Genomic DNA, 23,684 nt, shown 5'->3' on the forward strand with positions numbered 1-23,684 from the left:
CAGAGTGAGGGCCGAGTGACCGACCCCCGGTTGACCCCGGCGGACCTCGCCGCGGTCGAGGCGATCATGACGCCGGCGGACCTCGCCCTGGCCGCCGCCTATCCCGGCGACTCGGGTGCCCGGCAGCCGGTGCACACCGTCTACGTCCCGGCGGACCGGGTCCGGCCGGGACTGACCGCTGAGTACGGCGCAGCCGCGCGGGCGGCTCTGGACGAGCACGCGCCCGACGCCGAGGCGCTGGCCCGAGTCGTCGGCGCCGATCCCGGGTCGGTCGGCGACGTCTGGACGAGTCTGCTCAGCAAGCTCGACGACGAGCCGGTCGAGGATCTCCGCATCGACCTCGAGGACGGCTACCGCGGTCACTCGGACAGCGAGGAGGACGCCGACGCCCTGGCGGCGGTGCGTGCCGTCGCCGGCGCGCCACCGCCGTTCTGGGGAGTGCGCTTCAAGAGCTTCGAGTCCACCACGCGGGCCCGCGGTCTGCGCACGCTCGACCTCGTGCTCGGCGCCGCGCTGGAGTCCGGCCCGCTGCCCGACGGCTTCCGGCTGACCTTGCCCAAGGTGACCTCGGTCGAGCAGGTGGCGGCGATGGCTGAGGCCTGCGGCCGGCTGGAGACGGCGTACGGACTGGCGACGGGGCGACTGCGCTTCGAGGTCCAGGTCGAGACGCCACAGGTGATCCTCGGTGCGGACGGGACGGCAACGGTCGCGCGGCTGGTGCACGCGGCGCAGGGACGCTGCGACGGGCTGCACTTCGGGACCTACGACTACACGGCCGCCCTCGGCATCGCGGCCGCCCAGCAGTCCATGGACCACCCCGTCGCCGACCACGCGAAGAACGTGATGCTGCTGGCCGCCTCCGGGACGGGGGTGCCGGTCTCGGACGGCTCGACCAACGTGCTGCCGGCGGGGGGCCGGGAGCAGGTGCGGGCCGGCTGGGCCCTGCACTTCCGGCTGGTGCTCCGGTCACTGGAGCGTGGGCTCTACCAGGGGTGGGACCTGCATCCGGCGCAGCTGCCCACCCGCTACCTGGCCACCTTCTTGTTCTTCAGGTCAGGTCTCGACACGGCCGCGACGCGGCTTCGCGCGTACCTCGCCGAGGAGTCGACGACCGTCCTCGACGAGCCCGCGACGGCGAAGGCGCTGGCGGGCTTCCTCCGCCGCGCGGTCCGGTGCGGCGCCGTGACACCCGCCGAGGTCACCGACCTCACCGGCGCACCGGTGGCGGCGCTCGACGACCTCGCCCTGCGCCGGGTGTGAGGGTGGCGACCATGGATGTCACCGTGGACCTGGCCGTCATCGGCACCGCGCTCGTCGACGGGCAGCTCCGGCCGGCCGTGGTCGCGGTGGCGGACGGGCGCGTGGTCGCGATCGAGGCACCCGGCGCCCCGGTCGACGCCGCGGAGGTGGTCACGCTGGGCGACGACGAGGTGCTCCTCCCGGGCCTCGTGGACAGCCACGTCCACGTCAACGAGCCGGGCCGCACCGAGTGGGAGGGCTTCGCCTCCGCGACGCGAGCGGCCGCGGCAGGTGGTGTCACCGCGATCATCGACATGCCGTTGAACTCGATCCCCCCGACCGTCGACGTGGCCGCGCTGGCCACGAAGCGTGCCGTCGCGGAGGGAGAGTGTTACGTCGACGTCGGCTTCTGGGGCGGAGCCGTGCCGAGCAGCCTCGGCAGCCTCGACACCCTGGCCGCCTCGGGAGTGTTCGGCTTCAAGTGCTTCCTGGTCGACAGCGGCGTACCGGAGTTCCCGCCGCTGGACGACGTCCAGCTCGAGCGGGCCGTGGCCGAGGTGGCCGACCTTGACGCGTTGTTGATCGTGCATGCCGAGGATCCCGGTGTGCTCGCCGCGGCGCCCGGCTGCTCCGGGTCGTCGTACGCCGGCTTCGTCGACTCGCGGCCCCACCAGGCCGAGGATGTCGCGATCGCACGCGTCCTGGACCTGGCCGCGAAGCACGATGCGCGGGTGCACGTGCTGCACCTGTCGAGCGCCGGTTCGGTGCCGCGCCTCGCCGAGGCCCGGGCGTCCGGGGTGCGGGTGAGTGTGGAGACCTGTCCGCACTACCTGACGCTGAGCGCGGAGGAGGTTCCCGACGGACGCACGGAGTTCAAGTGCTGTCCGCCGATCCGCGATGCGGCCAACCGCGAGGCTCTGTGGGACGCGCTCACGACCGGGGTGATCGACTGCGTCGTGAGCGACCACTCCCCTTCGACCGCCGACCTCAAGCACCTGGACACCGGCGACTTCGGCGAGGCCTGGGGAGGCGTGTCGTCCCTGCAGCTGGGCCTTCCGCTGGTGTGGTCCGCGGCCCGCGAGCGGGGCATCGGTCTCCAGACGGTCCTGGCCTGGATGTCGGCCGGGCCGGCGGCGCTGACCGGGCTGACCAGCAAGGGGGCGATCGCGGTGGGCCGCGACGCCGACCTCGTGGTGTTCGCACCCGACGAGTCCTTCGTGGTGGAGCCGGACAAGCTGTACCACCGGCACCGGGTCACGCCGTACGCCGGAACGACGCTGTCCGGCCGGGTGCGCACCGTGTGGTGTCGCGGCGGACGAGTCGTCCGGGATGGGATCGTGAGCGGGAGCCCGCACGGGCATCTGCTGAGGAAGGGATCACCGTGAGCTTCACCGAGCTGCCCGATCTGGCCTCGCGAGCGCTGACCGGCAGCGTGGTGGCCGCCAACGACGAGTTCTTCGCCGCGCGGGAGAACCTGATCAGGCCCGAGCCCCCGTCGGCGGTGCACACCTTCGGCCACAAGGGCAAGGAGTACGACGGCTGGGAGACCCGCCGTCGCCGCCAGCAGGGCGTCGACTGGGCGATCGTGCGGCTGGGAGTGCCCGGTGTCGTCAAGGGTGTCGTCGTCGACACGTCGTACTTCGCCGGCAACTATCCGCCGTTCGTGTCGGTCGAGGCGGCGTCGGTCGAGGGCTACCCCCCTGCCGACCAGCTGCCAGATCGGGCGTGGGAGACGCTGCTCGAGAGGTCTCCGGTCGCGGGCGACGCGGCGAACGCGTTCGAGCTGAGCAACGACCGCGTCTGGACCCATGTCCGGCTGACCATCCACCCCGATGGCGGGGTCGCCCGGTTCCGCGTCCACGGGATCCCCGTCCCCGACCGCCGATTCCTCACCGGCACCATCGACCTGGCCGCGGCGGAGAACGGCGGTCGGCTGATCGCGTGCTCGGACGCCTTCTACGGGTCTCCGGCGAACCTGATCCTGCCCGGTCGGGCGCGGCACATGGGCGAGGGCTGGGAGAACGCGCGGCGCCGTGACGACGGGCACGACTGGGCGGTGTTCGCGCTCACCGGCGCGGGGGTGGTGCGGCACGTGGAGCTGGACACGTCGTACTTCCTCGGCAACGCACCCGGCTGGGTCGGCCTCTCGGGGGCCGCGTTCCCGGGGGGAGACCCGCTACCGGACGGGCCGACCGACGACGAGTGGTTCGACCTCGTCGTACGCCGGCCCGCGCAGCCCGACACCCGGCACCGGTTCATCGTCGGGGAGACGCGACCGGTCACCCATGTCCGGCTGGACGTCTATCCGGACGGTGGGATGGCCCGGATGCGGGTCTGGGGCGAGCTCGCCTGACACCTCATCTGCTCGAGGTCACCCGCGGCGCAGGTCCTCGATCCGCCGCGCCTTGCCGGTCGACCGCTCGAGGCTGTGCGGGGCGACCACCTCCACCCCGGCGGTGACGCCGATCCGATTCTTGATCCGCTCGGCCAGGGCCGATCCGAGCGACGCCGACGCGGCGTCGTCCGGCTCGCCCGACAGCTCCACCAGCGACTCGACCCGCACCGTGAGCTCGTCGAGGTTTCCCGGCCGGGTCAGCACGCAGGTGTAGTGCGGTGCCAGCCCGTCGACGGCGAGGATCTGCTCCTCGATCTGGGTCGGGAACACGTTCACCCCGCGCACGATCATCATGTCGTCGGTGCGACCGGTGACCTTCTGCATCCGCCGGAAGGCCGGGTACGCCGTGCCCGGCAGCAGGCGGGTCAGGTCGCGGGTGCGGTACCGGATGACCGGCATCGCCTGCTTGGTCAGGCTCGTGAAGACCAGCTCGCCCTCATCGCCGTCCGCGACCGGCTCCATCGTCAGCGGGTCGACGATCTCGGGCAGGAAGTGGTCCTCCCAGACGTGCAGACCGTCCTGGGTCTCGCCGGACTCCTGGCTGACCCCCGGCCCCATCACCTCCGACAGCCCGTAGATGTCCACGGCCCTGAGGTGGGTGCGAGCCTCGACGGCGTGCCGCATCTCGTCGGTCCACGGCTCGGCACCGAAGATCCCGATCTCCAGACTGGTGTCCATCGGGTCGACGCCCTGGGCCTCGAGCTCGTCGAGGATCGACAGGAAGTAAGACGGCGTCACCATGATGATCCGTGGCCGGAAGTCGACGATCAGCTGAGCCTGCCGCTCGGTCATCCCGCCACTGACGGGGATCACCGTGCAGCCCAGCCGCTCGGCGCCGTAGTGGGCACCGAGCCCGCCGGTGAACAGCCCGTAGCCGTAGGCGACGTGCACGAGGTCGCCCGGACGACCGCCGGCCGCCCGGATCGAGCGGGCCATCAGCTCCGACCACGTGTCGAGGTCGTCCTTGGTGTACCCGACCACGGTCGGCTTGCCCGTCGTACCGCTGCTGGCATGGACGCGGCTCACCTGGTCCCGCGGCACCGCGAACATGCCGAACGGGTAGTTCGCCCGCAGGTCCGCCTTGGTGGTGAACGGGAAGCGGGCGAGGTCGGACAGCGCGGTCAGGTCGTCCGGCTTCACGCCGGCCTCGTCGAAGGCGCGGGTGTAGTGCGGTACGTGCGCATAGACCCGACCCAGCGTGTCCCGGAGCCGCTCGAGCTGCCTCCGTTCGAGCTCACTGCGGTCGAACGTCGGGATCTCTCCGCTCATGCGGTGAATCTAGGACGTCTGTCCAGAGCGCACGGATCCGGTTGTTGCGGGCGTGGTGCTCGACCTCGGCGAGCCCGAGCGCCTCGAGCACCGGCGGCGCCACGTCGCGGGGCTCGCCCGGCGCACCGCTGACTTGTACAGCTAGAAGAGGGACCCGCCGATCTCCTTGCTCCGGCCGACGAAGACCGCGACGACCTCGTCGCCCACGGTGACCACGACGTCGTACACCCCCTCGCGACCGTCACGGGAGCGCTCGGTGGCGGAGGCGACGAGCCGGTCGCCGAGGTGGGTCGGCCGGCGGAAGCGGATCTCGGCCCCGGCCGCGACGGTCGACCGGTTGTAGGAGTTGCAGGCGAACGCGAACGCACTGTCGGCGAGGGTGAAGGTGTACCCGCCGTGGCCGATGGCGTGGCCGTTGACCATGTCCTCGCGGATCGTCATCGACAGCGTCGCCGTTCCCGGGCCGACCGCGTCGAGGCTCATCTCCAGCCCCGTGCTCGCCCGGTCGCCGGCCCACATCGCCTCGGCACTGCGCTCTGCGATCTGCTGGTCGGTCTGCTGATCCGTCTGCTGATCCATCTCCTGGGCGACCTCCTGGGCGATCTCCTCCGGCGTCACGCGGCCAGGCTAGCCACGCGGATCGCCGGCCGAGTCCTCGGTGCGGTCCGGCGTCGGGTCGAGGAAGACGTGCCGCACCTCGGGGAAACGCTCGCGGATCAGCGCGTCCACGTCGTCCGCCGCGTGCTCGAGCTCCTCGGGGCTCAGGTGGTCTGCGAGGTCGACCCGGGCCGCGACCAGCACCTGATCCGGCGACAGCCGCATGGTCAGCAGCTCGAGCACGGCGTCCACGCTCTCGGTTTCCCGGATCACGTCGCTGATGCCCTGGCGTAGGTCCGGCGAGGCGGCCTTGCCGATGAGGTACTGCTGGTTCTGCCGGGCCAGCCCGTACGCGACGGCGACCAGCAGGACGGCGATCGCCAGCGACGCGACACCGTCCCACGTCCGGCCCCCGGTCACCTCGTCGACGGCGAGACCGGCGGCCGCGAGCAGCAGCCCAACCAGGGCGACACCGTCCTCCCAGACCACCGCCCGCAGCGTCGGGTCGGCGTCGTGCCGGAGGTGGTGGAGCATCGACACACCCGCACCGCCCGCGTTGCCGCGGAGCTGCACGAGCGCCTTGACGAAAGAGCCGCCCTCGAAGAGGAACGAAGCCCCCAGCACGACGAAGGCCCAGGTGGCCGGGCCCGGCTCGCCGCCCTCGATGAGCGCCGAGATCCCCTGGTACGCCGAGAAACCGGCCCCGAGCACGAAGATCCCGAGCGCGGCCAGCAGCGACCAGAAGTACCGCTCCATCCCGTAGCCGAACGGGTGCTCCTCGTCGGCAGGCCTCCGGCTCCGTCGTAGCGCCGCCATCAAGAACACCTGGTTCATGGTGTCGCCGAGCGAGTGCGCGGCCTCCGACAGCATCGCCGACGACCCGGACGCGAGACCGGCGACCAGCTTGGCGACGGCGATGAGCAGGTTCGCTGTGCCGGCGACGAGCACGGTCCAGGTGGACTCGTCCTCTGCCATTGATCCTGTGTACCCGAGCGCGTCGGGCCGCGGCTCACCCGTCCAGGCGATGCTCCCGCGCGATCCGCGTCGGGCTCAGGTCGTGGTGCCGAGCTCGTCCCGCAGCCGTGCGAGCAACGCGGAGAGCAGGCGAGACACCTGCATCTGGGTGATCCCGAGCACCTCGCCGATCTCGGACTGCGTGGCGCCCTTGAAGAAGCGCATCTCCAGCATGATCCGCTCGCGACGGTCGAGATGGGCCAGGATGGGCTTCAGCGCGACCCGTGCCTCGGCACTGTCGAAGGAGGCGTCGTCATCGCCCAGCCGGTCGCCGATGCCGCCCTCGGAGTCGGTCGGCACGGCGTCGAGCGACGTCGGCGAGAAGCAGCCGTTGGCCGCGAGCGCCTCGACCACGAGATCGAGGTCGAGTCCGAGCCGCTCGGCGATCTCGCTGGGTCGCGGAGCACGACCGAGGTCTTGGCACAGATCGGACTCGACAGCGGTGATCCGTGCCTGAGCCTGCTGCACGCTGCGGGGCGGCCGCACCGTCCAGCCGTGGTCGCGGAAGTAGCGGCGCACCTCGCCGCGGATGGTCGGCACGGCGTAGCTCAGGAAGTCGGTGGCGCGCTCGGCGTCGAAACCACGGGCCGCCTTCACCAGGCCGAGGCAGGCCACCTGCTCGAGGTCCTCGATCGCGACGCCGCGCGACCGGTAGCGACGCGCGACGTCCAGAGCGATCTGGAGGTTGACCTCGACCACCTGGTCCTGGAGACGCTGACGCTCCTCGTCGTCGGTCGCGACTGCGGCGAGCGCCAGCAGGCGCTCGGTGGCCTCGCGTCGCGAGAGCTGTGCGAGATCGACGGTGTCGCGGGGCTCGGGCGGTTGTCGGAGCGGTGACTCGGAGACGACGCTTGCCACTGTGTGCACCTTTCGGGGTCTGGGATCCGGTGCCGGTTGACGGTGTGGCTTCGCGACGTCAACCACTGGCTACCGGTCTACCACTCCGGATCTGGTGGGTTCCACACCCTCATGGGCGTAGGAACCGAACCTCTTCCGAGGGGTGTCCCCATCCCTGCCCCGCCCGCGCAGGTCACACCGCGTGCAGTCGCCCGTCCGCATCCTGTACGACGAGCCCGTCGGCGACCGCGAAGGAGACGGCGCGGTCGAACCGCCCGCCCTCCCAGTACGGCGCCCCGACCAGGCGCGACACGTCGTCGAGCGGCTGCGGCCCCTGCTGCTCCAGAGCCCGGACGATCTGTCCCATCTCGTGGAAGACCTGGCGGTCGCGTGGGCTCTCGGTGGTCGCCTTCGGTGGTGGCATCGGCATCGGTGCTCGCTCCTCCTTCGGTGGTCCCCGGGCGGGTCGGGTCAGGCGGGTGTGGAGGCCGTTTGTTCGCCACTCTCGACGTCCTCGGCGGTCAGCGGTGTGGCGATGTGCTCCAAGGACTGACCCTCGGCCCTGACGCCGAGGAAGGCCGCGACGACGCCGCCCGCGATCATCAGCCCGGCCCCCAGGAAGTAGCCGGGCGCGATGCCGGTGATGTCACCGCTCGCGGACGCGCTGTCGATCAGGTGCCCGAACAACAGGGGTCCGCTGATCCCGCCCGCCGCCGTGCCGATGGCGTAGAAGAACGCGATGCACAACGCGCGCGTCTCCATCGGGAACACCTCGCTCGCCGTCAGGTAGGCCGAGCTGGCCCCGGCCGAGGCGAAGAAGAAGATCACCATGCCGAAGACGGTCAGGCTCATGGCGCTGAGGCCGCCGAGCATGAACCCGGCCACCGCGAGCAGCACACCAGACAGGATGTACGTGCCGGTGATCATCCGGACCCGACCGATCGAGTCGAACAGTGGACCGAGGAGCAACGCTCCCAGGAAGTTGCTCGCCGCGAAGGCAGCGAGGTACCACCCGGTCTGGCCGACTCCGAGGAACGTGGTGAGGGTGTCGCCGTAGGTGAAGAAGAAGGCGTTGTAGAGGAAGGCCTGACCGACGAACAGCGAGAAGCAGAGCACGGTCCGCTTGGGATACATCGTGAACACGGTCCGCGCGATCAGGACGATGCCGATCGCCTTGCGCTGACGGACCGTGATCCTTTCCTTCACACTCGGCAGGTCGCGCCCGGTCTCGTCGTGGACGCTTTGCTCGATGTCACGGACGATCTCCTCGCCCTCGTCCTCGCGACCGTGGATGAACAGCCAGCGCGGGCTCTCCGGGACGTGGCGCCGGACGAGAAGGACGCCCACGGCGAGTACCGCGCCGAGGGCGAACGCGAGACGCCACCCGACGGAGGCACTCACGATCGTGGGGTCCAGCAACGGGATGGTCAGCAGCGACCCGGCCACGGCACCGACCCAGAACGAGCCGTTGATCGCGATGTCCACGCGACCTCGGTACTTCGCGGGGATGAGCTCGTCGATCGCGGAGTTGATCGCGGCGTACTCGCCCCCGATGCCGGCGCCGGTCAGGAAGCGCGCCGCGAAGTACCAGAGGGGGCTCATCGAGAAGGCCGTCAACACGGTGGCGCAGATGTAGAAGCCCAGGGTGATCATGAAGAGCTTCTTGCGACCGAAGCGGTCGGTGAGCTGGCCGAAGAACAGCGCGCCGAGGCAGGCGCCCGCGACGTACGCCGAGCCCGCGAAGCCGATGTCGGAGCTGCTCAGCCCCAGGCCCGTGCTCGCGGGCTTGAGGGCGTCGGACATCGAGCCGACGATGGTGACCTCGAGGCCGTCCAGGATCCAGACGGTGCCGAGCCCGATCACGATCATCCAGTGCCATCGGGCCCACGGCAGGCGGTCGAGTCTTGCCGGGATGTCGGTGGTGATCTGGCCGGTCTGGACGCCGCTTGCCATGTCTCCTCCTGGTCCGCCGGGGTGCGTTCGCCTCGCACCCGCGCGATTCGACGTACCCGCGCGGACGCGACGCCATGCGCCCGGAAACGGAGCGGCATGCGACAGGGCCCGTCGGGTACGCACCCGATATCGAGATCGAGCGAGGCACACGAGAGGAGCCGACATGGCGGACCTGACCGGCAAGACGATCGCCTTTCTGATGGCGGGTGAGGGCGTCGAGCAGGTGGAGCTGACCGAGCCGTGGTCGGCGGTCGAGAAGGCGGGCGGCACCCCGCGACTGCTGTCGGTGGAGTCGGGGAAGGTGCAGGCCTTCAACCACCTCGAGAAGGCGGACACCTTCGACGTCGATGTCGTCGTCGCGGACGCCGATCCGGCTGCCTACGACGGATTGGTGCTACCCGGAGGAGTGGCGAACCCCGACGCCCTGCGCACCGACCAGGACGCCGTCACGTTCGTCCGCGAGATCGTCGACTCGGGCACGCCGGTGGCGGCGATCTGCCACGCGCCGTGGACGCTGGCCGAGGCCGACGTGGTCCGTGGTCGCCGGATGACGTCGTGGCCGAGCCTGCAGACCGATCTGCGAAACGCCGGCGCCGAGTGGGTCGACGAGGAGGTCGTGGTCGACGGTCGTCTGGTCACCAGCCGCAAGCCCGACGACCTGCCTGCCTTCAACGAGGCAATGGTGGAGCTCTTCGCCGGCTGACCGGGGGTCCTCAGGTACGGGAGCCGGCGATCACGGCGCCTCTGCCGGCACGTGCCGTCGGATCTGGTCCTCGACGCACGCCGCAGCAAGCTCCGTGAAGTCGACGTCGCCGTACGGGTCGAACCGACGCACTGCCTCGTGGAGGCCGTCGAGGGCGTCGTGCTCGACGGCGGCGCGCTGGTGGTCGGTCAGTGCCAGGCCCTCGGCCACCTCGCGGATGAGCGGCAGGTTGAGGTGCAAGGCGCGAAACTCCAGGGCCCGCGCCTCGCCGGGACAGGCGTGGCTCGCACGGAGCAGCAGGTCGTGGGTGAGGACGCGTCGGGTCTGGTCGGCGCAGTCGACCGTTGGAGTGGAACCTGACCTGGACTCCGCCCGTCGGTACTCCACGACGCGCATGGCACCACCCTCCGGTCCAGTTCCCTCGGCCCTGTCCTTGGGCACCGTCGAACCGGTGCCCGCTTTGGCCGGCCCGGGTCCGGTCTCGCCACGCGAGCTGACCGGACCGGGCCGCGGCGGATCAGTACCCATGGCGGCAGTCCGCAAACAAGGAGACGCTCAGCGACCGACGGCGCGCTCCAGCTGGGACTTCGACATCGACGAACGGCCCTTGACATTCTTCCGCTTGGCTTCCTCGTACAGCTGCGCCTTCGTCCGGCCCCCGGAGCCCGAGTGCGACCGGAGGCCGCCACGTCGCGACGACGAGATGTCATCGGTCGAGGTGCGGCTCGACTCGCGGGCCTCTCCGGCACGGGCCCGCTCCTTGTTCACCGTACGGGCCGCGATCTCTTCGGCGGTGTCCTCGCTGCGGCCACGCTCCTCGAGTCCTTCCTTGATGTGCTCGTACTGCCGCTCTCGCTTCTTGTTCCAGGCTCGCTGGGGCATCTGTCCCTCCAGGTCATGTGTACGTCGTCGACGCCGACCCGTACCCGGGCATTGTCTCGGCATGCCGAAACGTGGTCGGGGCGGCTGATCGTCACTCGCGGAGAGTCCGGTCGAGCAGGGCGTGGAGCTCGTCGAACGACCGCTCGGCGCCGCGCTCGTCGTACATCGAGGTGTCGTCCATCGAGTAGCCGTGCGGGGCGCCCTCGTAGACCTCGTTCTTCGCGATCAGGCCGGCGGCGTCCAGAGCCGCGCCCAGTCGGGCGACCGCGGCCTCGTCCATCCCCCGGTCCTGGTCGGCGTGACCGAAGACGTACTCGGCGTGCGTGCCGCCGACGAGGGTGTGCGGGCTCGCGGGGTCGCCCTCGACGGCGAGGCCGCCGCCGTGGAAGCCGGCCACGGCCACGATGTCGTCGTCCAGCGCTGCCGCGCGCACGGCCAGCCGGGCACCCATGCAGTAGCCGACCACACCGACCCGCGCGCCGTCGGCGTGCTCGCGCAGCACGCCCAGGTACGCCGGGATGTCGCGGCGGGCGAGCTCCGGTGTCAGGTCCGAGGCCCGCGAGCCGATCGAGGCGAAGAACTTCTCACGCGCACCGGGCTGCCGCAGGTCACCGGTCGGCGAGGTCTCCTCGGCCGTGCCGACGCGGTGGAAGACGTTGGGCGCGAGCACGGTGTACCCCCAGCCCGCGACGCGGTCGGCCATCTGGGCGATCTGTGGGCGGAGCCCGATCGCGTCGATGAAGAGGAGCACCCCGGGGCCGCCACCGGTCAGGTAGGCCTCGGCCGGTCCGTCGGGCGTCTGGATCTCGATGAGGTTCACGCGCTCACGTTAGACCGGGCGGTCAACCAAGCGGTGTCGATCCGGGAGCGGGCCGATCGGGGTGCAGTCAGGTTCTGGTCAGGTTCGCGCCCCGACGATGGACGGGCCCGACCCGTCCCTGGAGAGGCCCTGCGTGCAACACCTGAGCTGGCTCGAAGCCGCCGTCGTCGGCCTCCTGCAAGGCGTCTCCGAGCTGTTCCCGGTCTCCAGCCTCGGACACAGCGTGCTGTTGCCCGCGGTCATCGGCGGCAGCTGGGCACGTGACCTCGACGTCGCGTCGCCCGAGTCGCCGTACCTGGCGTTCATCGTGGGCACGCACGTCGCGACGGCCCTGGCGCTGATCGCCTTCTACTGGCGCGACTGGCTGCGGCTCATCGGCGGCTTGTTCGGCAGCATCCGACATCGCCGCATGGCGACCCCCGACGAACGCCTGATCTGGCAGCTCGTCGTCGGCACCATCCCGGTCGGGCTGGTCGGCCTGACCTTCGAGCACTGGCTGCGTACGCACCTCGGACGGCCCGTGCCGGCCGCCTGCTTCCTGATCGTCAACGGCCTCATCCTGCTCGGCATCGAGTGGTACGTCGCACGCTCGCCCGCCCGCGAGCACGCCATGGATGCCGTCCCGGCCGAGGTGCCGGGCGATCGGATCGCCGACGGTGTCGCCGCGGATGCCCGCCTCTCACAGATGTCCTTCGCCAAGGCGCTGGCGATCGGCAGCGTGCAGGTCCTCGCGCTCGCCCCGGGGATCTCGCGGTCCGGAGCGACCACCGCTGCCGGCATGGGCGCGGGGATACGACGAGAGGACGCCCTGCGCTTCTCGTTCCTGCTCGCCACGCCGGTGATCCTGGCCGCGGGCGTCCTGAAGCTCCCCGACCTCTTCGGTCCCCTGGGCGACGGCGTCCGGCCGCAGGTGCTGGTCGGCTCCCTGCTGGCCGGGATCGGCGCGTACATCTCGGTCCGATGGCTCACCCGCTGGGTCCACACGAACTCGCTGCGTCCGTTCGGCTGGTACTGCCTGGCCGCAGGCACCGCCTGCCTGGTCCTGTTCGCCGTCCGCTGAGGCTCGGACACCACTCGGACACCACTCGGGCACCACTCGGGCACCACTCGGACACCACTCGAAACGGCATGACGGACCGGCGCGCCCGCGATAGGTTCGTAGCCCTGTCCGACCAGCTACGACGATGTATCAGGACCGCTCGGGCGCGACTCCTGTGGGGGTGTGATGGCCGCGCACGGCGCACCAGGAGGTCCCACCTCCTCTGCGTTGTACGACGCCGCGACGGACGCGTTCCGCCGGTGGCGCACGGGCGACGACCCCGCCCTTGACGACCTGGTCCGCATCATGAGCCCGGTGCTCTGGCACGTCGTCCGTGCGACCGGGCTCGACCGTGAGGCCGCCGAGGACGTCGTACAGAACACCTGGCTGACGCTGGTGCGCTCGGCCGAGTCCGTCCGCGACGCGCAGGCCATCACCCGCTGGCTGTGCACCGCGGCGCGCCGCGAGGCGTGGCGGGTCAGCAAGGCGGCGTCGCGCACCCGGCCGGTCGAGGACGACGTGATCGACGCCCGGATGCCGGCGCAGACCTCGCCGGAGTCGGAGGTCGTGGCGCAGGACGAGAACGCGCAGCTCTGGCAGGCGCTCTCGCAGCTTCCCGAGCGCTGCCAGAGGCTGCTCCGCATCGTCGCCTGGGAGCCCCGGCCGGACTACTCCTCGGTCGCCGACACCCTGAGCATGCCGGTCGGCAGCATCGGCCCGACCCGTCGGCGCTGTCTGGACAAGCTTCGGCTCGAGCTGGGAGGACTGGCATGACGGTGTCCGACGACGACCTTCTGTTGGCGGTGGCTCACCTCTATGCCGAGCTCGACCCGGCTCCGGCCGACATCGCCGACGGGGTGCTCGCGCGGCTCGCGGTGGAGGACCTAGAGACCGAGTTCGAGATGTTCACGCTCGTGCGGTCGGTCGACACCCGGGTCGGCACGCGCCAGGGCATCGAGAAGCCAGAGACCAGCGCGACGGTCGCGCTCGAGTTCGCCGGTACGACGTACCGCGTCCTGGTGCGCATCAGCGAAGCGGGAGACGGCGCACGCCGGCTCGACGGGTGGGTCGTCCCCGCGCTCCCGATGCGCGTGTTCCTCGGCCCTCAGAGCGACGCGCTCGCCCACACCCGGCAGAGCGCGTACGCCGATCGCGAGGGGCGCTTCGAGTTCCCCACGTCGATCCGAGGCGAGGTGCGGCTCTGGCTGCTCCCGCAGACCCGGCGCGGAGACAGTGACGGAGACGGTGACGGAGACAGTGACGGCGCACCCCCGTTCGTCACGCCGGCCTTCCTGGTCTGACGCCCTCCTCGGCTGACATCGGCCGGGATCTTCTTCGTCGACGTTGTATCAGGACGAAACCGGACCGCTCCTCAGGTTCAGGAGGCCGGGGATCGCTGCTTCGGGGGAACAGCGCCCCCGGCCCCAGAGGGAGAGCGCCGCACCTGATTCATCAGCCGGCGTGCAGGGCCGGGTCGCGGCGTACCGGGGGGACACCCCGCGACCCGGCCCTTCACCATGTGACCGGTTCAGGTCACCGCGTCATGTCACCCGTTCATGTCACCGGTTCATGTCACGGGCGTCGACCAGCCGCTGGACGTACGGCGCCCACCAGCCGTGGTACCGCTCCTGGAGCTGCGGGATCCTCCAGTCGGTGCCCTCGATCATCTGCCGGCACCGGTAGCTGGCGCAGTGGCAACCCATGATCCAGTCGGGGTCGACGGTGCTCATCGCGTAGTCGGTGAGCAGCTCGGCTCCTGCCGCGACGTCCGTCATCGTGGCCAGGGTGTACTCGCCGACCCAGCCGAGGTTGGGGTCGCAGGCGTGGTTGCCGAACCGGTTGTCGCCGGCGGCCACGAGCAGGTGCGTGTCCTCGTCGACCACGACGGTCTCGACGGAGTCCGCACTCGTGGCGATCAGGTCGCGCACCGTCGCGGTGTCGACCAGGCGCCCGCCGAGTCGGGAGACCGGCGTGAGCGCCGGCAGGTCGGCCCGCGCGAACAGGCCCCGGCCGGCGACGTCGGACGCTCGGACCTCCACGCCCGGATGCAGCCAGCACTCCGGCTCGGGCTCACGCACCGCCGACGCTCTCGGCCAGGGCCTCGAGCAGCCGGTCGACGTCGTGGTCGTCGGTGTACGGCGCGAGGCCGATCCGCAGCCCACCCGTCGTGCCGAGCCCGAGCCTGCGTGCCGCCTCGTAGGCGTAGAACGAGCCGGCCGGGGCGTTGACGTTGCGTGCGGCGAGATGGCGGCGGACGTCCTGGGGATCGTGGTCCGCGAACGTCGCCAGCAGCGTCGGCGTACGACGTGCGGCCCGCGAGTGCAGGACGACGCCCGGGGTCGACACCAGGAAGTCCTCGACGCGGCGACGGAGCCGGTCCTCGTGCTCCTCCACGGCGGCCAGCGACACGAGCAGCCGCTCACGCCGTGGGCCCTTGCCCGGAACCAGATCGGCTAGGAAGTCCACGGCCGCGGTGACGCCGGCCAGGAGCTCGTAGGCCGGCGTGCCGAGCTCGAACCGCTCCGGCACGCCATCGCTCGCCGGCGCCAGCTTGTCGGGACGCAGCGGCTCGAGGACCTCCGGGCGCGCAGCGAGGACGCCGCAGTGCGGGCCGAGGAACTTGTACGGCGAGCAGGCGAAGTAGTCCGCCCCGAGCGCGGCCATGTCGACGGCCACGTGGGCGGTGTGGTGGACGCCGTCGACGTAGAGCTGGCCCCCGGCCGCGTGGACCAGCTCGGCGATCGCCGGGACGTCGGGTCGGGTGCCGATCAGGTTGGACGCGGCGGTGACCGCCACCAGCCGGGTGCGGTCGGAGAGGACCGCCGCCACCTGCTCCACGTCGAGCTCGCCGGTCTCGGGGTCGAAGTCCGCCCAGCGCACGGTCGCCCCCGCCCGCTCGGCCGCGATCGTCCAGGGGCGGACGTTGGCATCGTGGTCGAGCCGGCTCACCACGACCTCGTCGTGAGGCCCCCAGCCCTGGGCGAGTGTCCGCGCCAGGTCCATCGTCAGCTGGGTCATCGACCGGCCGAACACGACCCCGTCCGCGGCGACCTGCAGGAGGTCGGCGATGGCGGCCCGCCCCTCGGTCAGGGCGAGGGACGCGTTGCGCTCGGCCGACGTCACGGTGTCGTCGTTGGCCAGGGGCGCGGTCAGCGTGTCGTAGACGGCCTGGGCGACGACGTCCGGTGTCTGCATGCCGCCCGGACCGTCGAAGTGCGCGGCACCGAGACCCTCCCCCTCGCGCAGCTGCGGGAAGTGGGCGCGCACGCGCGCGACGTCGTACGACGTGCCGGTCGAGGTCGGCGAGACGGTGTCGGTCACCCGCCCATTGTGCTGCGGTGGCCGAACTCGCGCTCAGGTGGGGGATGTGGCGGGTCCGTGGTGGCCGATCAACGGCCCAGGTGGGGGGATCGGCGCGAAATGTCGTGGAAATGACGGTTCAGGTGGGGTCGGTAGGCTAAAGTGAACTCAAGGTAAACGATCGGTGAACGTGAAGGAGATGAACATGCGCAAGGAAGAGCGCTCCACCCTCGTCCAGCGGTGGATCATCGTCACCGACGAGCAGGGCAACGAGCACCTCGAGGCACGCTGGATCGTCGAGGGCGAGATCGGCACCTCGACCGCCACCCACGCCGCCTGACCCGGCCGACCGCCCCCGGTCCTGTTCAGCCGTGCCCGGCCGGGCCGTTAGGCTCGGTCGTGTCACCGCGTAGGGCGGCGAGAGGAGCAATCGGGTGCCGTCGTTCGTCCAGATGCCGCGCAACGAGAGCGTGCTCCGGCAGTTCGGTCCCTACCCGAGCGCGCTGAACGTCGGGGACGGAAGCACGTCGCTGCAGAGCGGGATCGTCAAGAACGGGCTGTCCGGGTTCGAGCCGTCGACGCAGGCCACGCTCCTCGCACTGGTGCAGATCGCAGCCGTTCGCAGACCGGTCGAGTTCTTCGACATCGGCGCGCACGTGGGCATGCACTCGTTGCTGATCGCGACCGCCTACCCGGCCGACACCGTGCACGCCACGGGGTTCGAGCCCACCCCGCTCACCTCATCGATCTTCCGTTCCCTCGCGGCAGCCAATCAGCTCCCGATCCGCATCGAGCGATGCGCCGTCGCCGCCGAGGCCGGGACGGCGGAGCTCTACATCTCGCCGTGGGACACCTCCAACTCGCTGGCGGAGGGGTTCCGACCCGCGACCGACTCCTTCTCGGTGCCGACGGTCTCGGTCGACAGCTACTGCGCCGAGCGCGGCATCCGGCCGGACGTCGTCAAGATCGACGTCGAGACCCTCGAGTCCCAGGTCCTGCTCGGTGCACTCGCAACCTTGGAGCAGTCGCACGCCTCCATCGTCTGCGAGATGCTGCCGGCCGCAGAGCCGGAACAGACCGGTGCCGCGCTCGATGCCCTCGAACGCCTCGGTTACCGCCTGCACCGTTTCCTGCGCGAGGACGGGTGGTTGGAGTGCAGCGCGGAGGACATCGTCAACCAGATCCCGCACCACGGCCGCGACTGGCTGTTCACTCCGGGACCGCTGAACGACCGGTTCCACGAGGCATTCCAGGGATGGCGGGCCGCCATCGCCGAGTGCCTCGCGGACACCGCCAGGCCGGTACGCCGCGACTCGACGCGACCGCCGCCGAGATACCGGCCGCACGGGCGGGAGGAGCGCGCGCGCTTGGTACGACGGCTCTCGGAGCGGGTCGCTCAGATCAGCGGGAGCGCTGCGCGCGGCTGATCGTCCGTCGCGCCCGGTCCGCGACCGGCCGCGCTCGCCGTTCGAGCTTGGCCACCGCATCCGTCGCGGCGCGGGTCGCGGCCGTCCAGACCGGGGCCGACCCGGCCGACGTCGGCTCCGGCTGGCTGAGCACGTTGCCGAGTGCGAACGTGCTCGGGTCGTCGGAGTAGCTGTCCGCGGGCAGGTCCGGAAGGTGCGTACGGAACAGCTCGCGGTTGCGGTCGGCGTAGCAGTCGAGGATGCGCTGCCGCACGTCCCGGCCGAGCAGGTCGGTGGGGTATCGCTCGCTCGCCTGGTAGTGCTTCCAGACGTAGGCGCCGACGCGACGACGCTCTGCCGGAGTGTCGGTGAGCGGGACCAGCGCCAGCGCCAGCTGAGCGGCGCGCGCTGAGTACACCGACGGGTACGGCAGCGGGTCGATGCCCATGGCGTTGAGGTCCAGCGCGTTCTCGAGGCCGAACAGGCCGAGGAAGTCGTTGACGAACGCGTGCTGCCCGGCGTCGACCAGCTCGAGAGGTCGGACCACGACGTCGGACACGTTCGGCACCGCCCGCAGCCGGTCGATGAGGTCCAGGTAGTCGAGGACCGGCTCGAAGCGGTTCGGGAACTCGTCCTCGAAGGCGACCTGCTGACCCGACCGGAGCCGCTTCAGGTAGGACAGCTCCATCAGCCGGTCCTGGCGGTGCGTGTACAGCACGACCTGGACCCGACGCGCGGACAGCGCCTTGACCACCTGGGCCGTGGCCATGGTCGCGTACGGGCGGAACTGCTCGGCGTCCCGTCTCCCCACCGGCCCCATGCCCAGCAGCCGGTTGCTCGAGACGACCGTGCGCACGGGAAGCCGGCCCCGGATCCCGGCCGCATGCCGCTGCTCCTCGGTCACGGCAGCGGCGAGCTCGCGCTCGAACATCGACGCGTCCCGCCCACGCGCACCGCGGCCGCACTGCCAACCGGCCGCGTGCTGCAGACCGTCGATCTGCGCACCGCCCACCAAGGCAACCGCATGCGTGCGCAGCTGCGGACGCAGCCGGACCAGAGCCCTTCGCAGCACCGCCCCGCTGCGTGGCATGCCGACGTGCAGCACCAGGTCGTACCGACTCATGGTCGGGCCTCGCCGACCGGCTGCGCCGCCACCAGTCGGCGGTACTCGTCGCCGTAGCGGTCGTTCAACTCAGCCCTCTGCTCGACCGTGAGCAGGGTGGGCGACGGGTAGTCCCGGTCCGAGAAGTTCTTCTGCAGGAAGGCGCGAAGCCCCATGCGCTCGTCGGTGGTCCGGACATACGGGTTCGCGGCCAGGACCATGCGCATGCCCTTCTCGGAAGGTCGGGGGTGGTGGACCGGCGAGACATGGAGGTCGGCCGGAAGGTCCACGCCGATGAGTCGGAAGAACTCGCGCACGTGGGCCACCGGGTCGGATCCGACTTCGGCGAAGTCGAGCACGCGGACGGCGTCGACGCCGAACGTCGCGATGAGCTGCTCGTGCAGCGGCATCCAGGAGATGTCGTCCAGGTCCAGCGCGCCCAGCCAGTCGTCGAAGGTGTGCCACGCACCTTCGCTGATGGTCTGTAGGTAGTAGGACTCGAGAAAGTCCGCCTGCGGTCGCACCGACAGCACCACCGTGCGTTGAGCGGGCTCGGACACCCCGGCGAGCGCCTCGAGCGTCGGCAGCGCACCGGCGTACAGCCCCCCGCCGCCGTCGCCGAACGGCCGACCGATCGTGTTCTCGTGCGAGACGAGAACGCCGTCGATCCCGGGTGATCGCCAGGCACTCCCGAGCTCCTGTGCGAAACGATCGGGATCAGCCACGAGCTTCGGGCCCCAGCCGACGAGCTTGCCCATCAGTGCGCGAGGAACGCAGTGCAGTCCCTGTCTCTCCAGTTGGTCGACGTTGTCTCGCAGATACCGCTGCACCTGGCGTGCGCCGGTGACGTGGGCACCGACGTGGCACACGAACCTCTTGTCGGGCAAGCTCACGCAGGGATCCTATTCACAGCTCCGACTGCACCCCCGCCAGCAGCTGACGCGCGATCACGATCCGCTGTACCTGGTTGGTGCCCTCGTAGATCTGGGTGATCTTCGCATCGCGCATCATCCGCTCGACCGGGTAGTCGCGGGTGTACCCGTAGCCGCCGAGCACCTGGACGGCGCTCGTGGTGACCTCCATCGCGACGTCGGAGGCGAAGCACTTGGCGGCGGCACCGAAGAACGTGAGGTCCGCGTCGCCCCGCTCGGAGCGGCCGGCCGCGGCGTACGTGAGCTGCCGCGCGGCCTCCACCTTCATGCCCATGTCGGCGAGCACGAACTGCAGACCCTGGAACTCGCTGATCGGCTTGCCGAACTGCTGTCGCTCCCGGGCGTAGCCGAGCGCGAAGTCCAGCGCGCCCTGGGCGACGCCGACGGCCTGTGCCGCGATCGTGACCCGCGTGTGGTCGAGCGTCTTCATCGCGGTCTCGAAGCCGGTGCCCGGAGGCCCGATCATCCGGTCGGCCGGGATGCGGACGTTGTCGAGGTAGACCTCGCGGGTGGGGCTGCCCTTGATCCCGAGCTTCTTCTCCTTGGCGCCGAACGTGACGCCCTCGTCGGACTTCTCGACCACGAACGCCGAGATGCCGCGGCTGCGCTTGTCGGGCTCCAGGTCCGGCTCGGTCACGGCCATCACCGTGTAGAACTCGCTGACACCGGCGTTGGTGATCCAGCGCTTCACGCCGTTGAGCACCCACCCGTCGCCGTCGCGCACGGCCCGGGTCTTCATGGCGGCCGCGTCGGACCCGGCGTCGGGCTCGGACAGGCAGTAGGAGAAGCCGCCTTCGCCCGAGGCCAGCTTGGTGAGGTAGTTCTTCTTCAGCTCCTCCGAGCCACTGATGATCAGGGGCAGCGAGCCCAGCTTGTTGACAGCCGGGATCAGGCTGCTGCTCATGCAGACCCTGGCGATCTCCTCGATCACGAGCACCGTGGCCAGCGCGTCGGCCCCGGCGCCGCCGTACTCCTCCGGGACGTGCGGTGCATGGAAGTCTGCCTGCTGCAGAGCCTGGGCGGCCTCCTCCGGGTAGCGGCCCTCCTCGTCCACCTCCGCGGCGTACGGCGCGACCTTCGCCTCGCACAGGTCGCGGATCGCCTCACGGATCGCGCGATGCTCCTCCGAGAGGGCGAAGAGCGGGAACTCGTCTGCCATGGGACGGATTCTACTTTCGGGTAACGGCGCACCGGAGGGGGCTCTGCCCACCGGGCTCGGCACGTCGGTTGAGGTCATGCGTGCGTGCCTAGGCTGGCGACATGGGTGAGTGGCAGCGCGACGAGTGGGTCGACCTGATGCTGGACGACCTGGGGACCTGGGCGGTCATCGGCCTGTCGGGCGACCGCGGGCGTACGGCGTACTCCATCGCCGAGCTGTTGCAACGGCGCGGCAAGCGGATCGTGCCGATCCACCCGCGCTTCGCCGAGGAGCCAGGCGACGAGCCCGGGGAGGTGCTCGGCGAGCAGGGCTACGCCACGCTGGCCGACGTGCCCTTCCCGATCGACGTGGTCGACGTGTTCCGCCGGTCGGACGCGGCGGGCGAGTTCGCCGACCAGGCGATGGCGGTCGGCGCGAAGGGGGTGTGGTTCCAGCTCGGCGTCGTCGACGTCGACGCGTTCCGGCGCACGACCAAGGCCGGCACGCCGATGGTGATGGACACCTGCCCGGCGATCGAGTGGCGTCGACGCGACGATCCGCGCTCGGCCTGACCCGGCGGCGGGGCTCGGGTCAGAGGGGTGCGGCGCAGCGGTCGACCGCCAGCGCCATGATCTCTGCGGCCGCTCGCAGATCGGGTCCCTCACCGCCGTACCGCTGGGTGTTGGCGTCGTCGAGGAGCACCGCGACGAACGTTTGGGCGATCTTGTGGGCGGTCTCTCGCGGGATCGGGCGCGCCGCGGAGCCCATGACGACGTCCTCGGTCAGCGTCAGCAGGTTGCGGCGGAGGCGCTCGACGTACGTCGTGATCTCGGGCAGGGTGCCGAGCTCGCGGAACAGGATGGTCCGCAGCACCACCGACTCGTGCCGCGACAGTCCGACCAGGTCGGCCAGCCTGACCAGGCTCGCCGCCGGGTCTCCGGCCACCACGGCCTGGGCGGCCTGGAGCCCGGGGGTCTCGGGGATCCGCTCCTCGAGGAGCGTGGTCAGGATGTCGCGCTTGCGCGGGAAGTAGTAGAAGAGCAGTCCCTTGGGGACGCCGGCCTGTTCGGCGATGCGAGACGTCGGGGCCGCGTCGAAGCCCTGGGCGGCGAACAGCTCCGCGGCGGCGCTCAGGATCCGTTCCCGGCGGCCCTCGGACTCCTCCGGGTCCGGCTCGGCCACCCGCAGCGTGGCCGGCTGATCGGTGCTCACGGCGTACCCTCCTCGGCTCCACGGCAGTCTAGGGCGGAGCCGCACACCGGCGGGGCCGCGTGCTAGAAGCCCAGCTTCCGGCCACCGGACGACGCGCGGACCTTCTTGCCCTTCTCCTGGGCAGTACGACGCAGGTCGGCCTGGAAGTCGAGCATCCGCTGCCGCAGGTCTGCGTCGGCCGCGGCCAGGATGCGTACGGCGAGCAGCCCGGCGTTGCGGGCGTTGCCGACAGCGACGGTGGCGACCGGCACGCCGGCGGGCATCTGCACGATCGAGAGCAGAGAATCCATGCCGTCGAGGTGCTCGAGCGGCACCGGGACGCCGATCACCGGCAGCGGCGTGACAGAGGCGAGCATCCCGGGCAGGTGCGCCGCTCCCCCGGCGCCGGCGATGATCACCGACAGCCCACGGTCGGCGGCCTCGCGCCCGTAGGCGAGCATCTCGTCGGGCATCCGGTGTGCCGACACGACGTCGGCCTCGTATGCGACGTCGAACTCCTTCAACGCCTCCGCGGCCGCCTCCATCACCGGCCAGTCGGAGTCGGAGCCCATCAGGATGCCCACTCGGGGTGCGTCACTCATGCCGAGCCCCGTGGCAGCGCGAGTTCTGCGAGCGGTCTCGTGGTGTTCATTCGCTCTCGTCTCCCAGCTCTCCGGCGAACCACGCAGCGGCATGGCGGGCGCGTTCCCGACACTCTTGCAGGTCGTCGCCGTAGGCGTTGACGTGACCGACCTTGCGTCCGGGGCGCGGCTCCTTGCCGTACAGATGGACCCGGAGCCCAGGGTCGCGGGCGAGCGCGTGCGGGTACCCGTCGTACAGACGGCCCCCCACATCGGCCGGGCCGCCGAGGATGTTCACCATCACCGTCCAGGGGGCGCGGGCCACGGGTGATCCGAGGGGCAGGTCGAGCACGGCGCGGAGGTGGTTCTCGAACTGCGAGGTGACCGCGCCGTCCTGGGTCCAGTGGCCGGTGTTGTGGGGGCGCATCGCCAGCTCGTTGACGAGGATCCGCCCGTCCACGGTCTCGAACAGCTCCACGGCCAGGATCCCGGTGACGTCCAGCTCGCGGGCGATCCGGAGCGCGAGCTCCTGGGCCCGGGTCGCGAGGTGGTCCGGCAGGCCGGGTGCCGGCGCCACGACCTCATGGCAGATGCCGTCGCGCTGCACCGACTCGACGACCGGGTACGCCGCAGCCTGGCCGCTGGGGCTGCGTGCGACCAGGGCGGACAGCTCGCGCCGGAAGTCGACGCGCTCCTCGGCCAGGATCGCCACCCCCGTAGCGGCCGCGGCCTCGAACGCCGGCGCGCACTCGTCCGGCGTACCGACGAACCAGACGCCCTTGCCGTCGTACCCGCCGCGGCCGGTCTTGAGGACGCACGGCAGGCCGAAGTCCACGACTTCGTCGGTGTCCGTGACCACCCGGAAACGCGGCACGGGAGCCCCGAGACCGGCCAGGGCCCCTCGCATGACGACCTTGTCCTGGGCGTGCACCAGAGCATCCGGGCCGGGACGGACGGCGACGCCGAGGTCCTCGAGCGCGTGCAGGTGGTCGGTCGGGACGTGCTCGTGGTCGAAGGTGACGACCCGGCAGCCGGTCACGAGGTCCCGGAGCGTGGCGAGGTCGGTGTAGTCACCGACCACGTGGTCCGGGATCACCTGGGCCGCGGAGACGCCGGGCGCCTCGGCCAGCAGACGCAGCGGGACGCCCATGGCAGCGGCCGGCTCTGCCAGCATCCGGGCCAGCTGACCGCCGCCGACGATCGCCACGACGGGCGCAACGACGGGCGCGACCACGGGCGTGCCGTCGTACGGCGTGCGCGACTGGCCGGGACTCACCCGGAGCAGC

At 71.0% G+C, this 23,684-nt stretch carries 28 protein-coding genes; 10 read left to right on the top strand and 18 right to left on the bottom strand.

What is annotated here, in order from left to right:
• The first annotated feature begins 15 nt into the window (after positions 1 to 15).
• Genes VGJ24_RS15445 through alc form a run of 3 tightly spaced genes read left to right on the top strand, consistent with a single transcriptional unit; the run spans position 16 to position 3,592 of the window.
• Positions 16 to 1,260 (top strand): DUF6986 family protein, encoded by a 1,245-nt coding sequence (locus tag VGJ24_RS15445; RefSeq protein ID WP_331501522.1) that lies wholly within the window; start codon positions 16 to 18, stop codon positions 1,258 to 1,260.
• A gap of 11 nt (positions 1,261 to 1,271) precedes the next feature.
• Positions 1,272 to 2,624 carry an allantoinase AllB gene (allB, locus tag VGJ24_RS15450; RefSeq protein ID WP_331501523.1) on the top strand — a complete coding sequence of 451 codons (1,353 nt, stop codon included), beginning with the start codon at positions 1,272 to 1,274 and terminating at the stop codon, positions 2,622 to 2,624.
• On the top strand, positions 2,621 to 3,592 hold the full coding sequence (gene alc / locus VGJ24_RS15455) for an allantoicase (protein ID WP_331501524.1): 972 nt from the start codon (positions 2,621 to 2,623) through the stop codon (positions 3,590 to 3,592). The genes allB and alc overlap by 4 nt, the downstream gene beginning before the upstream one ends.
• 18 nt (positions 3,593 to 3,610) lie before the next feature.
• Here the strand turns inward: alc and paaK are convergent, their stop codons facing one another.
• The 7 genes from paaK to VGJ24_RS15485 form a co-directional block, all read right to left on the bottom strand.
• Positions 3,611 to 4,903: a phenylacetate--CoA ligase PaaK gene (gene paaK / locus VGJ24_RS15460; protein ID WP_331501525.1), complete on the bottom strand. Its 1,293-nt coding sequence runs from the start codon at positions 4,901 to 4,903 to the stop codon at positions 3,611 to 3,613.
• Complete coding sequence (locus VGJ24_RS19565; RefSeq protein WP_349257102.1) at positions 4,869 to 5,006, bottom strand: DUF6855 family protein; 138 nt, start codon at positions 5,004 to 5,006, stop codon at positions 4,869 to 4,871. Before VGJ24_RS19565 ends, paaK begins: the two co-directional genes overlap by 35 nt.
• Positions 5,007 to 5,044: 38 nt before the next feature.
• Positions 5,045 to 5,521, bottom strand: a complete 477-nt coding sequence (gene paaI / locus VGJ24_RS15465; RefSeq protein WP_331501526.1) for a hydroxyphenylacetyl-CoA thioesterase PaaI — start codon at positions 5,519 to 5,521, stop codon at positions 5,045 to 5,047.
• A gap of 9 nt (positions 5,522 to 5,530) precedes the next feature.
• On the bottom strand, positions 5,531 to 6,475 hold the full coding sequence (locus VGJ24_RS15470) for a cation diffusion facilitator family transporter (RefSeq protein WP_331501527.1): 945 nt from the start codon (positions 6,473 to 6,475) through the stop codon (positions 5,531 to 5,533).
• Between the two features lie 75 nt (positions 6,476 to 6,550).
• On the bottom strand, positions 6,551 to 7,372 hold the full coding sequence (locus VGJ24_RS15475) for a SigB/SigF/SigG family RNA polymerase sigma factor (protein ID WP_331501528.1): 822 nt from the start codon (positions 7,370 to 7,372) through the stop codon (positions 6,551 to 6,553).
• A gap of 172 nt (positions 7,373 to 7,544) precedes the next feature.
• Entirely contained in the window at positions 7,545 to 7,781 is a 237-nt protein-coding gene (locus VGJ24_RS15480) for a hypothetical protein (RefSeq protein ID WP_331501529.1), read from the bottom strand.
• A gap of 41 nt (positions 7,782 to 7,822) precedes the next feature.
• A complete protein-coding gene (locus VGJ24_RS15485; protein ID WP_331501530.1) occupies positions 7,823 to 9,304 on the bottom strand; it encodes an MFS transporter in 1,482 nt (493 codons plus the stop codon).
• Between the two features lie 163 nt (positions 9,305 to 9,467).
• Between VGJ24_RS15485 and VGJ24_RS15490 the strand changes: the two genes are divergently transcribed.
• A complete protein-coding gene (locus tag VGJ24_RS15490) occupies positions 9,468 to 10,007 on the top strand; it encodes a type 1 glutamine amidotransferase domain-containing protein (protein WP_331501531.1) in 540 nt (179 codons plus the stop codon).
• A gap of 30 nt (positions 10,008 to 10,037) precedes the next feature.
• Here the strand turns inward: VGJ24_RS15490 and VGJ24_RS15495 are convergent, their stop codons facing one another.
• The 3 genes from VGJ24_RS15495 to VGJ24_RS15505 all read right to left on the bottom strand — a co-directional run bounded on the left by VGJ24_RS15495 (position 10,038) and on the right by VGJ24_RS15505 (position 11,709).
• On the bottom strand, positions 10,038 to 10,403 hold the full coding sequence (locus VGJ24_RS15495; protein ID WP_331501532.1) for a hypothetical protein: 366 nt from the start codon (positions 10,401 to 10,403) through the stop codon (positions 10,038 to 10,040).
• Positions 10,404 to 10,562: 159 nt separating this feature from the next.
• Positions 10,563 to 10,889 (bottom strand): plasmid stabilization protein, encoded by a 327-nt coding sequence (locus tag VGJ24_RS15500; protein WP_331501533.1) that lies wholly within the window; start codon positions 10,887 to 10,889, stop codon positions 10,563 to 10,565.
• 91 nt (positions 10,890 to 10,980) lie between these two features.
• On the bottom strand, positions 10,981 to 11,709 hold the full coding sequence (locus VGJ24_RS15505; RefSeq protein ID WP_331501534.1) for a dienelactone hydrolase family protein: 729 nt from the start codon (positions 11,707 to 11,709) through the stop codon (positions 10,981 to 10,983).
• A gap of 133 nt (positions 11,710 to 11,842) precedes the next feature.
• On the opposite strand from VGJ24_RS15505, the gene VGJ24_RS15510 reads away from it, so the two are divergent.
• From VGJ24_RS15510 to VGJ24_RS15520, 3 genes are all read left to right on the top strand, one after another.
• Complete coding sequence (locus VGJ24_RS15510) at positions 11,843 to 12,769, top strand: undecaprenyl-diphosphate phosphatase (protein WP_331501535.1); 927 nt, start codon at positions 11,843 to 11,845, stop codon at positions 12,767 to 12,769.
• A gap of 207 nt (positions 12,770 to 12,976) precedes the next feature.
• Positions 12,977 to 13,522: a sigma-70 family RNA polymerase sigma factor gene (locus VGJ24_RS15515; RefSeq protein WP_331501536.1), complete on the top strand. Its 546-nt coding sequence runs from the start codon at positions 12,977 to 12,979 to the stop codon at positions 13,520 to 13,522.
• Positions 13,519 to 14,049: a hypothetical protein gene (locus VGJ24_RS15520; RefSeq protein WP_331501537.1), complete on the top strand. Its 531-nt coding sequence runs from the start codon at positions 13,519 to 13,521 to the stop codon at positions 14,047 to 14,049. The genes VGJ24_RS15515 and VGJ24_RS15520 overlap by 4 nt, the downstream gene beginning before the upstream one ends.
• 258 nt (positions 14,050 to 14,307) lie before the next feature.
• Here VGJ24_RS15520 and VGJ24_RS15525 read toward each other — a convergent pair whose 3' ends face one another.
• Both VGJ24_RS15525 and VGJ24_RS15530 read right to left on the bottom strand, forming a co-directional pair.
• The gene (locus tag VGJ24_RS15525; RefSeq protein WP_331501538.1) at positions 14,308 to 14,826 is read right to left on the bottom strand and encodes an SET domain-containing protein; all 519 of its coding nucleotides are present in this window, start codon (positions 14,824 to 14,826) and stop codon (positions 14,308 to 14,310) included.
• Positions 14,819 to 16,069, bottom strand: coding sequence for a cysteine desulfurase-like protein (locus VGJ24_RS15530; protein ID WP_331501539.1), 1,251 nt, complete (start codon positions 16,067 to 16,069; stop codon positions 14,819 to 14,821). The genes VGJ24_RS15525 and VGJ24_RS15530 overlap by 8 nt, the downstream gene beginning before the upstream one ends.
• 184 nt (positions 16,070 to 16,253) lie before the next feature.
• Here VGJ24_RS15530 and VGJ24_RS15535 point away from each other — a divergent pair, with 184 nt between their 5' ends.
• Positions 16,254 to 16,388, top strand: a complete 135-nt coding sequence (locus tag VGJ24_RS15535; RefSeq protein WP_331501540.1) for a hypothetical protein — start codon at positions 16,254 to 16,256, stop codon at positions 16,386 to 16,388.
• Positions 16,389 to 16,482: 94 nt separating this feature from the next.
• Positions 16,483 to 17,475, top strand: a complete 993-nt coding sequence (locus VGJ24_RS15540; protein ID WP_331501541.1) for an FkbM family methyltransferase — start codon at positions 16,483 to 16,485, stop codon at positions 17,473 to 17,475.
• Here the strand turns inward: VGJ24_RS15540 and VGJ24_RS15545 are convergent.
• The 3 genes from VGJ24_RS15545 to VGJ24_RS15555 are packed head-to-tail and all read right to left on the bottom strand — an operon-like array spanning position 17,450 to position 20,647.
• Positions 17,450 to 18,577 (bottom strand): hypothetical protein, encoded by a 1,128-nt coding sequence (locus VGJ24_RS15545; protein ID WP_331501542.1) that lies wholly within the window; start codon positions 18,575 to 18,577, stop codon positions 17,450 to 17,452. The two genes, VGJ24_RS15540 and VGJ24_RS15545, sit on opposite strands and share 26 nt — an antisense overlap.
• Positions 18,574 to 19,449, bottom strand: a complete 876-nt coding sequence (locus VGJ24_RS15550; RefSeq protein ID WP_331501543.1) for a hypothetical protein — start codon at positions 19,447 to 19,449, stop codon at positions 18,574 to 18,576. Before VGJ24_RS15550 ends, VGJ24_RS15545 begins: the two co-directional genes overlap by 4 nt.
• A gap of 13 nt (positions 19,450 to 19,462) precedes the next feature.
• A complete protein-coding gene (locus VGJ24_RS15555) occupies positions 19,463 to 20,647 on the bottom strand; it encodes an acyl-CoA dehydrogenase family protein (protein ID WP_331501544.1) in 1,185 nt (394 codons plus the stop codon).
• Positions 20,648 to 20,748: 101 nt separating this feature from the next.
• On the opposite strand from VGJ24_RS15555, the gene VGJ24_RS15560 reads away from it, so the two are divergent.
• Positions 20,749 to 21,198, top strand: coding sequence for a CoA-binding protein (locus VGJ24_RS15560; RefSeq protein WP_331501545.1), 450 nt, complete (start codon positions 20,749 to 20,751; stop codon positions 21,196 to 21,198).
• 19 nt (positions 21,199 to 21,217) lie between these two features.
• Here the strand turns inward: VGJ24_RS15560 and VGJ24_RS15565 are convergent, their stop codons facing one another.
• The 3 genes from VGJ24_RS15565 to VGJ24_RS15575 all read right to left on the bottom strand — a co-directional run bounded on the left by VGJ24_RS15565 (position 21,218) and on the right by VGJ24_RS15575 (position 23,674).
• A complete protein-coding gene (locus tag VGJ24_RS15565; protein WP_331501546.1) occupies positions 21,218 to 21,838 on the bottom strand; it encodes a TetR/AcrR family transcriptional regulator in 621 nt (206 codons plus the stop codon).
• A 62-nt stretch (positions 21,839 to 21,900) separates the two neighbouring features.
• Positions 21,901 to 22,419 (bottom strand): 5-(carboxyamino)imidazole ribonucleotide mutase, encoded by a 519-nt coding sequence (gene purE / locus VGJ24_RS15570; RefSeq protein ID WP_331501547.1) that lies wholly within the window; start codon positions 22,417 to 22,419, stop codon positions 21,901 to 21,903.
• A 46-nt stretch (positions 22,420 to 22,465) separates the two neighbouring features.
• Positions 22,466 to 23,674: a 5-(carboxyamino)imidazole ribonucleotide synthase gene (locus VGJ24_RS15575; protein WP_331501548.1), complete on the bottom strand. Its 1,209-nt coding sequence runs from the start codon at positions 23,672 to 23,674 to the stop codon at positions 22,466 to 22,468.
• Positions 23,675 to 23,684 lie beyond the last annotated feature (10 nt).

It is taken from the genome of Nocardioides sp. (assembly GCF_036493135.1).
Taxonomy (GTDB): Bacteria; Actinomycetota; Actinomycetes; order Propionibacteriales; family Nocardioidaceae; genus Nocardioides.

Coding starts and splice junctions, on each gene's coding strand:
- paaK (WP_331501525.1), bottom strand. CDS start 4,903: ATGAGCGGAGAGATCCCGACGTTCGACCGCAGTGAGCTCGAACGGAGG.
- allB (WP_331501523.1), top strand. CDS start 1,272: ATGGATGTCACCGTGGACCTGGCCGTCATCGGCACCGCGCTCGTCGAC.
- VGJ24_RS15500 (WP_331501533.1), bottom strand. CDS start 10,889: ATGCCCCAGCGAGCCTGGAACAAGAAGCGAGAGCGGCAGTACGAGCAC.
- VGJ24_RS15490 (WP_331501531.1), top strand. CDS start 9,468: ATGGCGGACCTGACCGGCAAGACGATCGCCTTTCTGATGGCGGGTGAG.
- VGJ24_RS15495 (WP_331501532.1), bottom strand. CDS start 10,403: ATGCGCGTCGTGGAGTACCGACGGGCGGAGTCCAGGTCAGGTTCCACT.
- VGJ24_RS15480 (WP_331501529.1), bottom strand. CDS start 7,781: ATGCCGATGCCACCACCGAAGGCGACCACCGAGAGCCCACGCGACCGC.
- VGJ24_RS15560 (WP_331501545.1), top strand. CDS start 20,749: ATGGGTGAGTGGCAGCGCGACGAGTGGGTCGACCTGATGCTGGACGAC.
- VGJ24_RS15545 (WP_331501542.1), bottom strand. CDS start 18,577: ATGAGTCGGTACGACCTGGTGCTGCACGTCGGCATGCCACGCAGCGGG.
- VGJ24_RS15485 (WP_331501530.1), bottom strand. CDS start 9,304: ATGGCAAGCGGCGTCCAGACCGGCCAGATCACCACCGACATCCCGGCA.
- VGJ24_RS15470 (WP_331501527.1), bottom strand. CDS start 6,475: ATGGCAGAGGACGAGTCCACCTGGACCGTGCTCGTCGCCGGCACAGCG.
- purE (WP_331501547.1), bottom strand. CDS start 22,419: ATGAGTGACGCACCCCGAGTGGGCATCCTGATGGGCTCCGACTCCGAC.
- VGJ24_RS15535 (WP_331501540.1), top strand. CDS start 16,254: ATGCGCAAGGAAGAGCGCTCCACCCTCGTCCAGCGGTGGATCATCGTC.
- VGJ24_RS15520 (WP_331501537.1), top strand. CDS start 13,519: ATGACGGTGTCCGACGACGACCTTCTGTTGGCGGTGGCTCACCTCTAT.
- VGJ24_RS15555 (WP_331501544.1), bottom strand. CDS start 20,647: ATGGCAGACGAGTTCCCGCTCTTCGCCCTCTCGGAGGAGCATCGCGCG.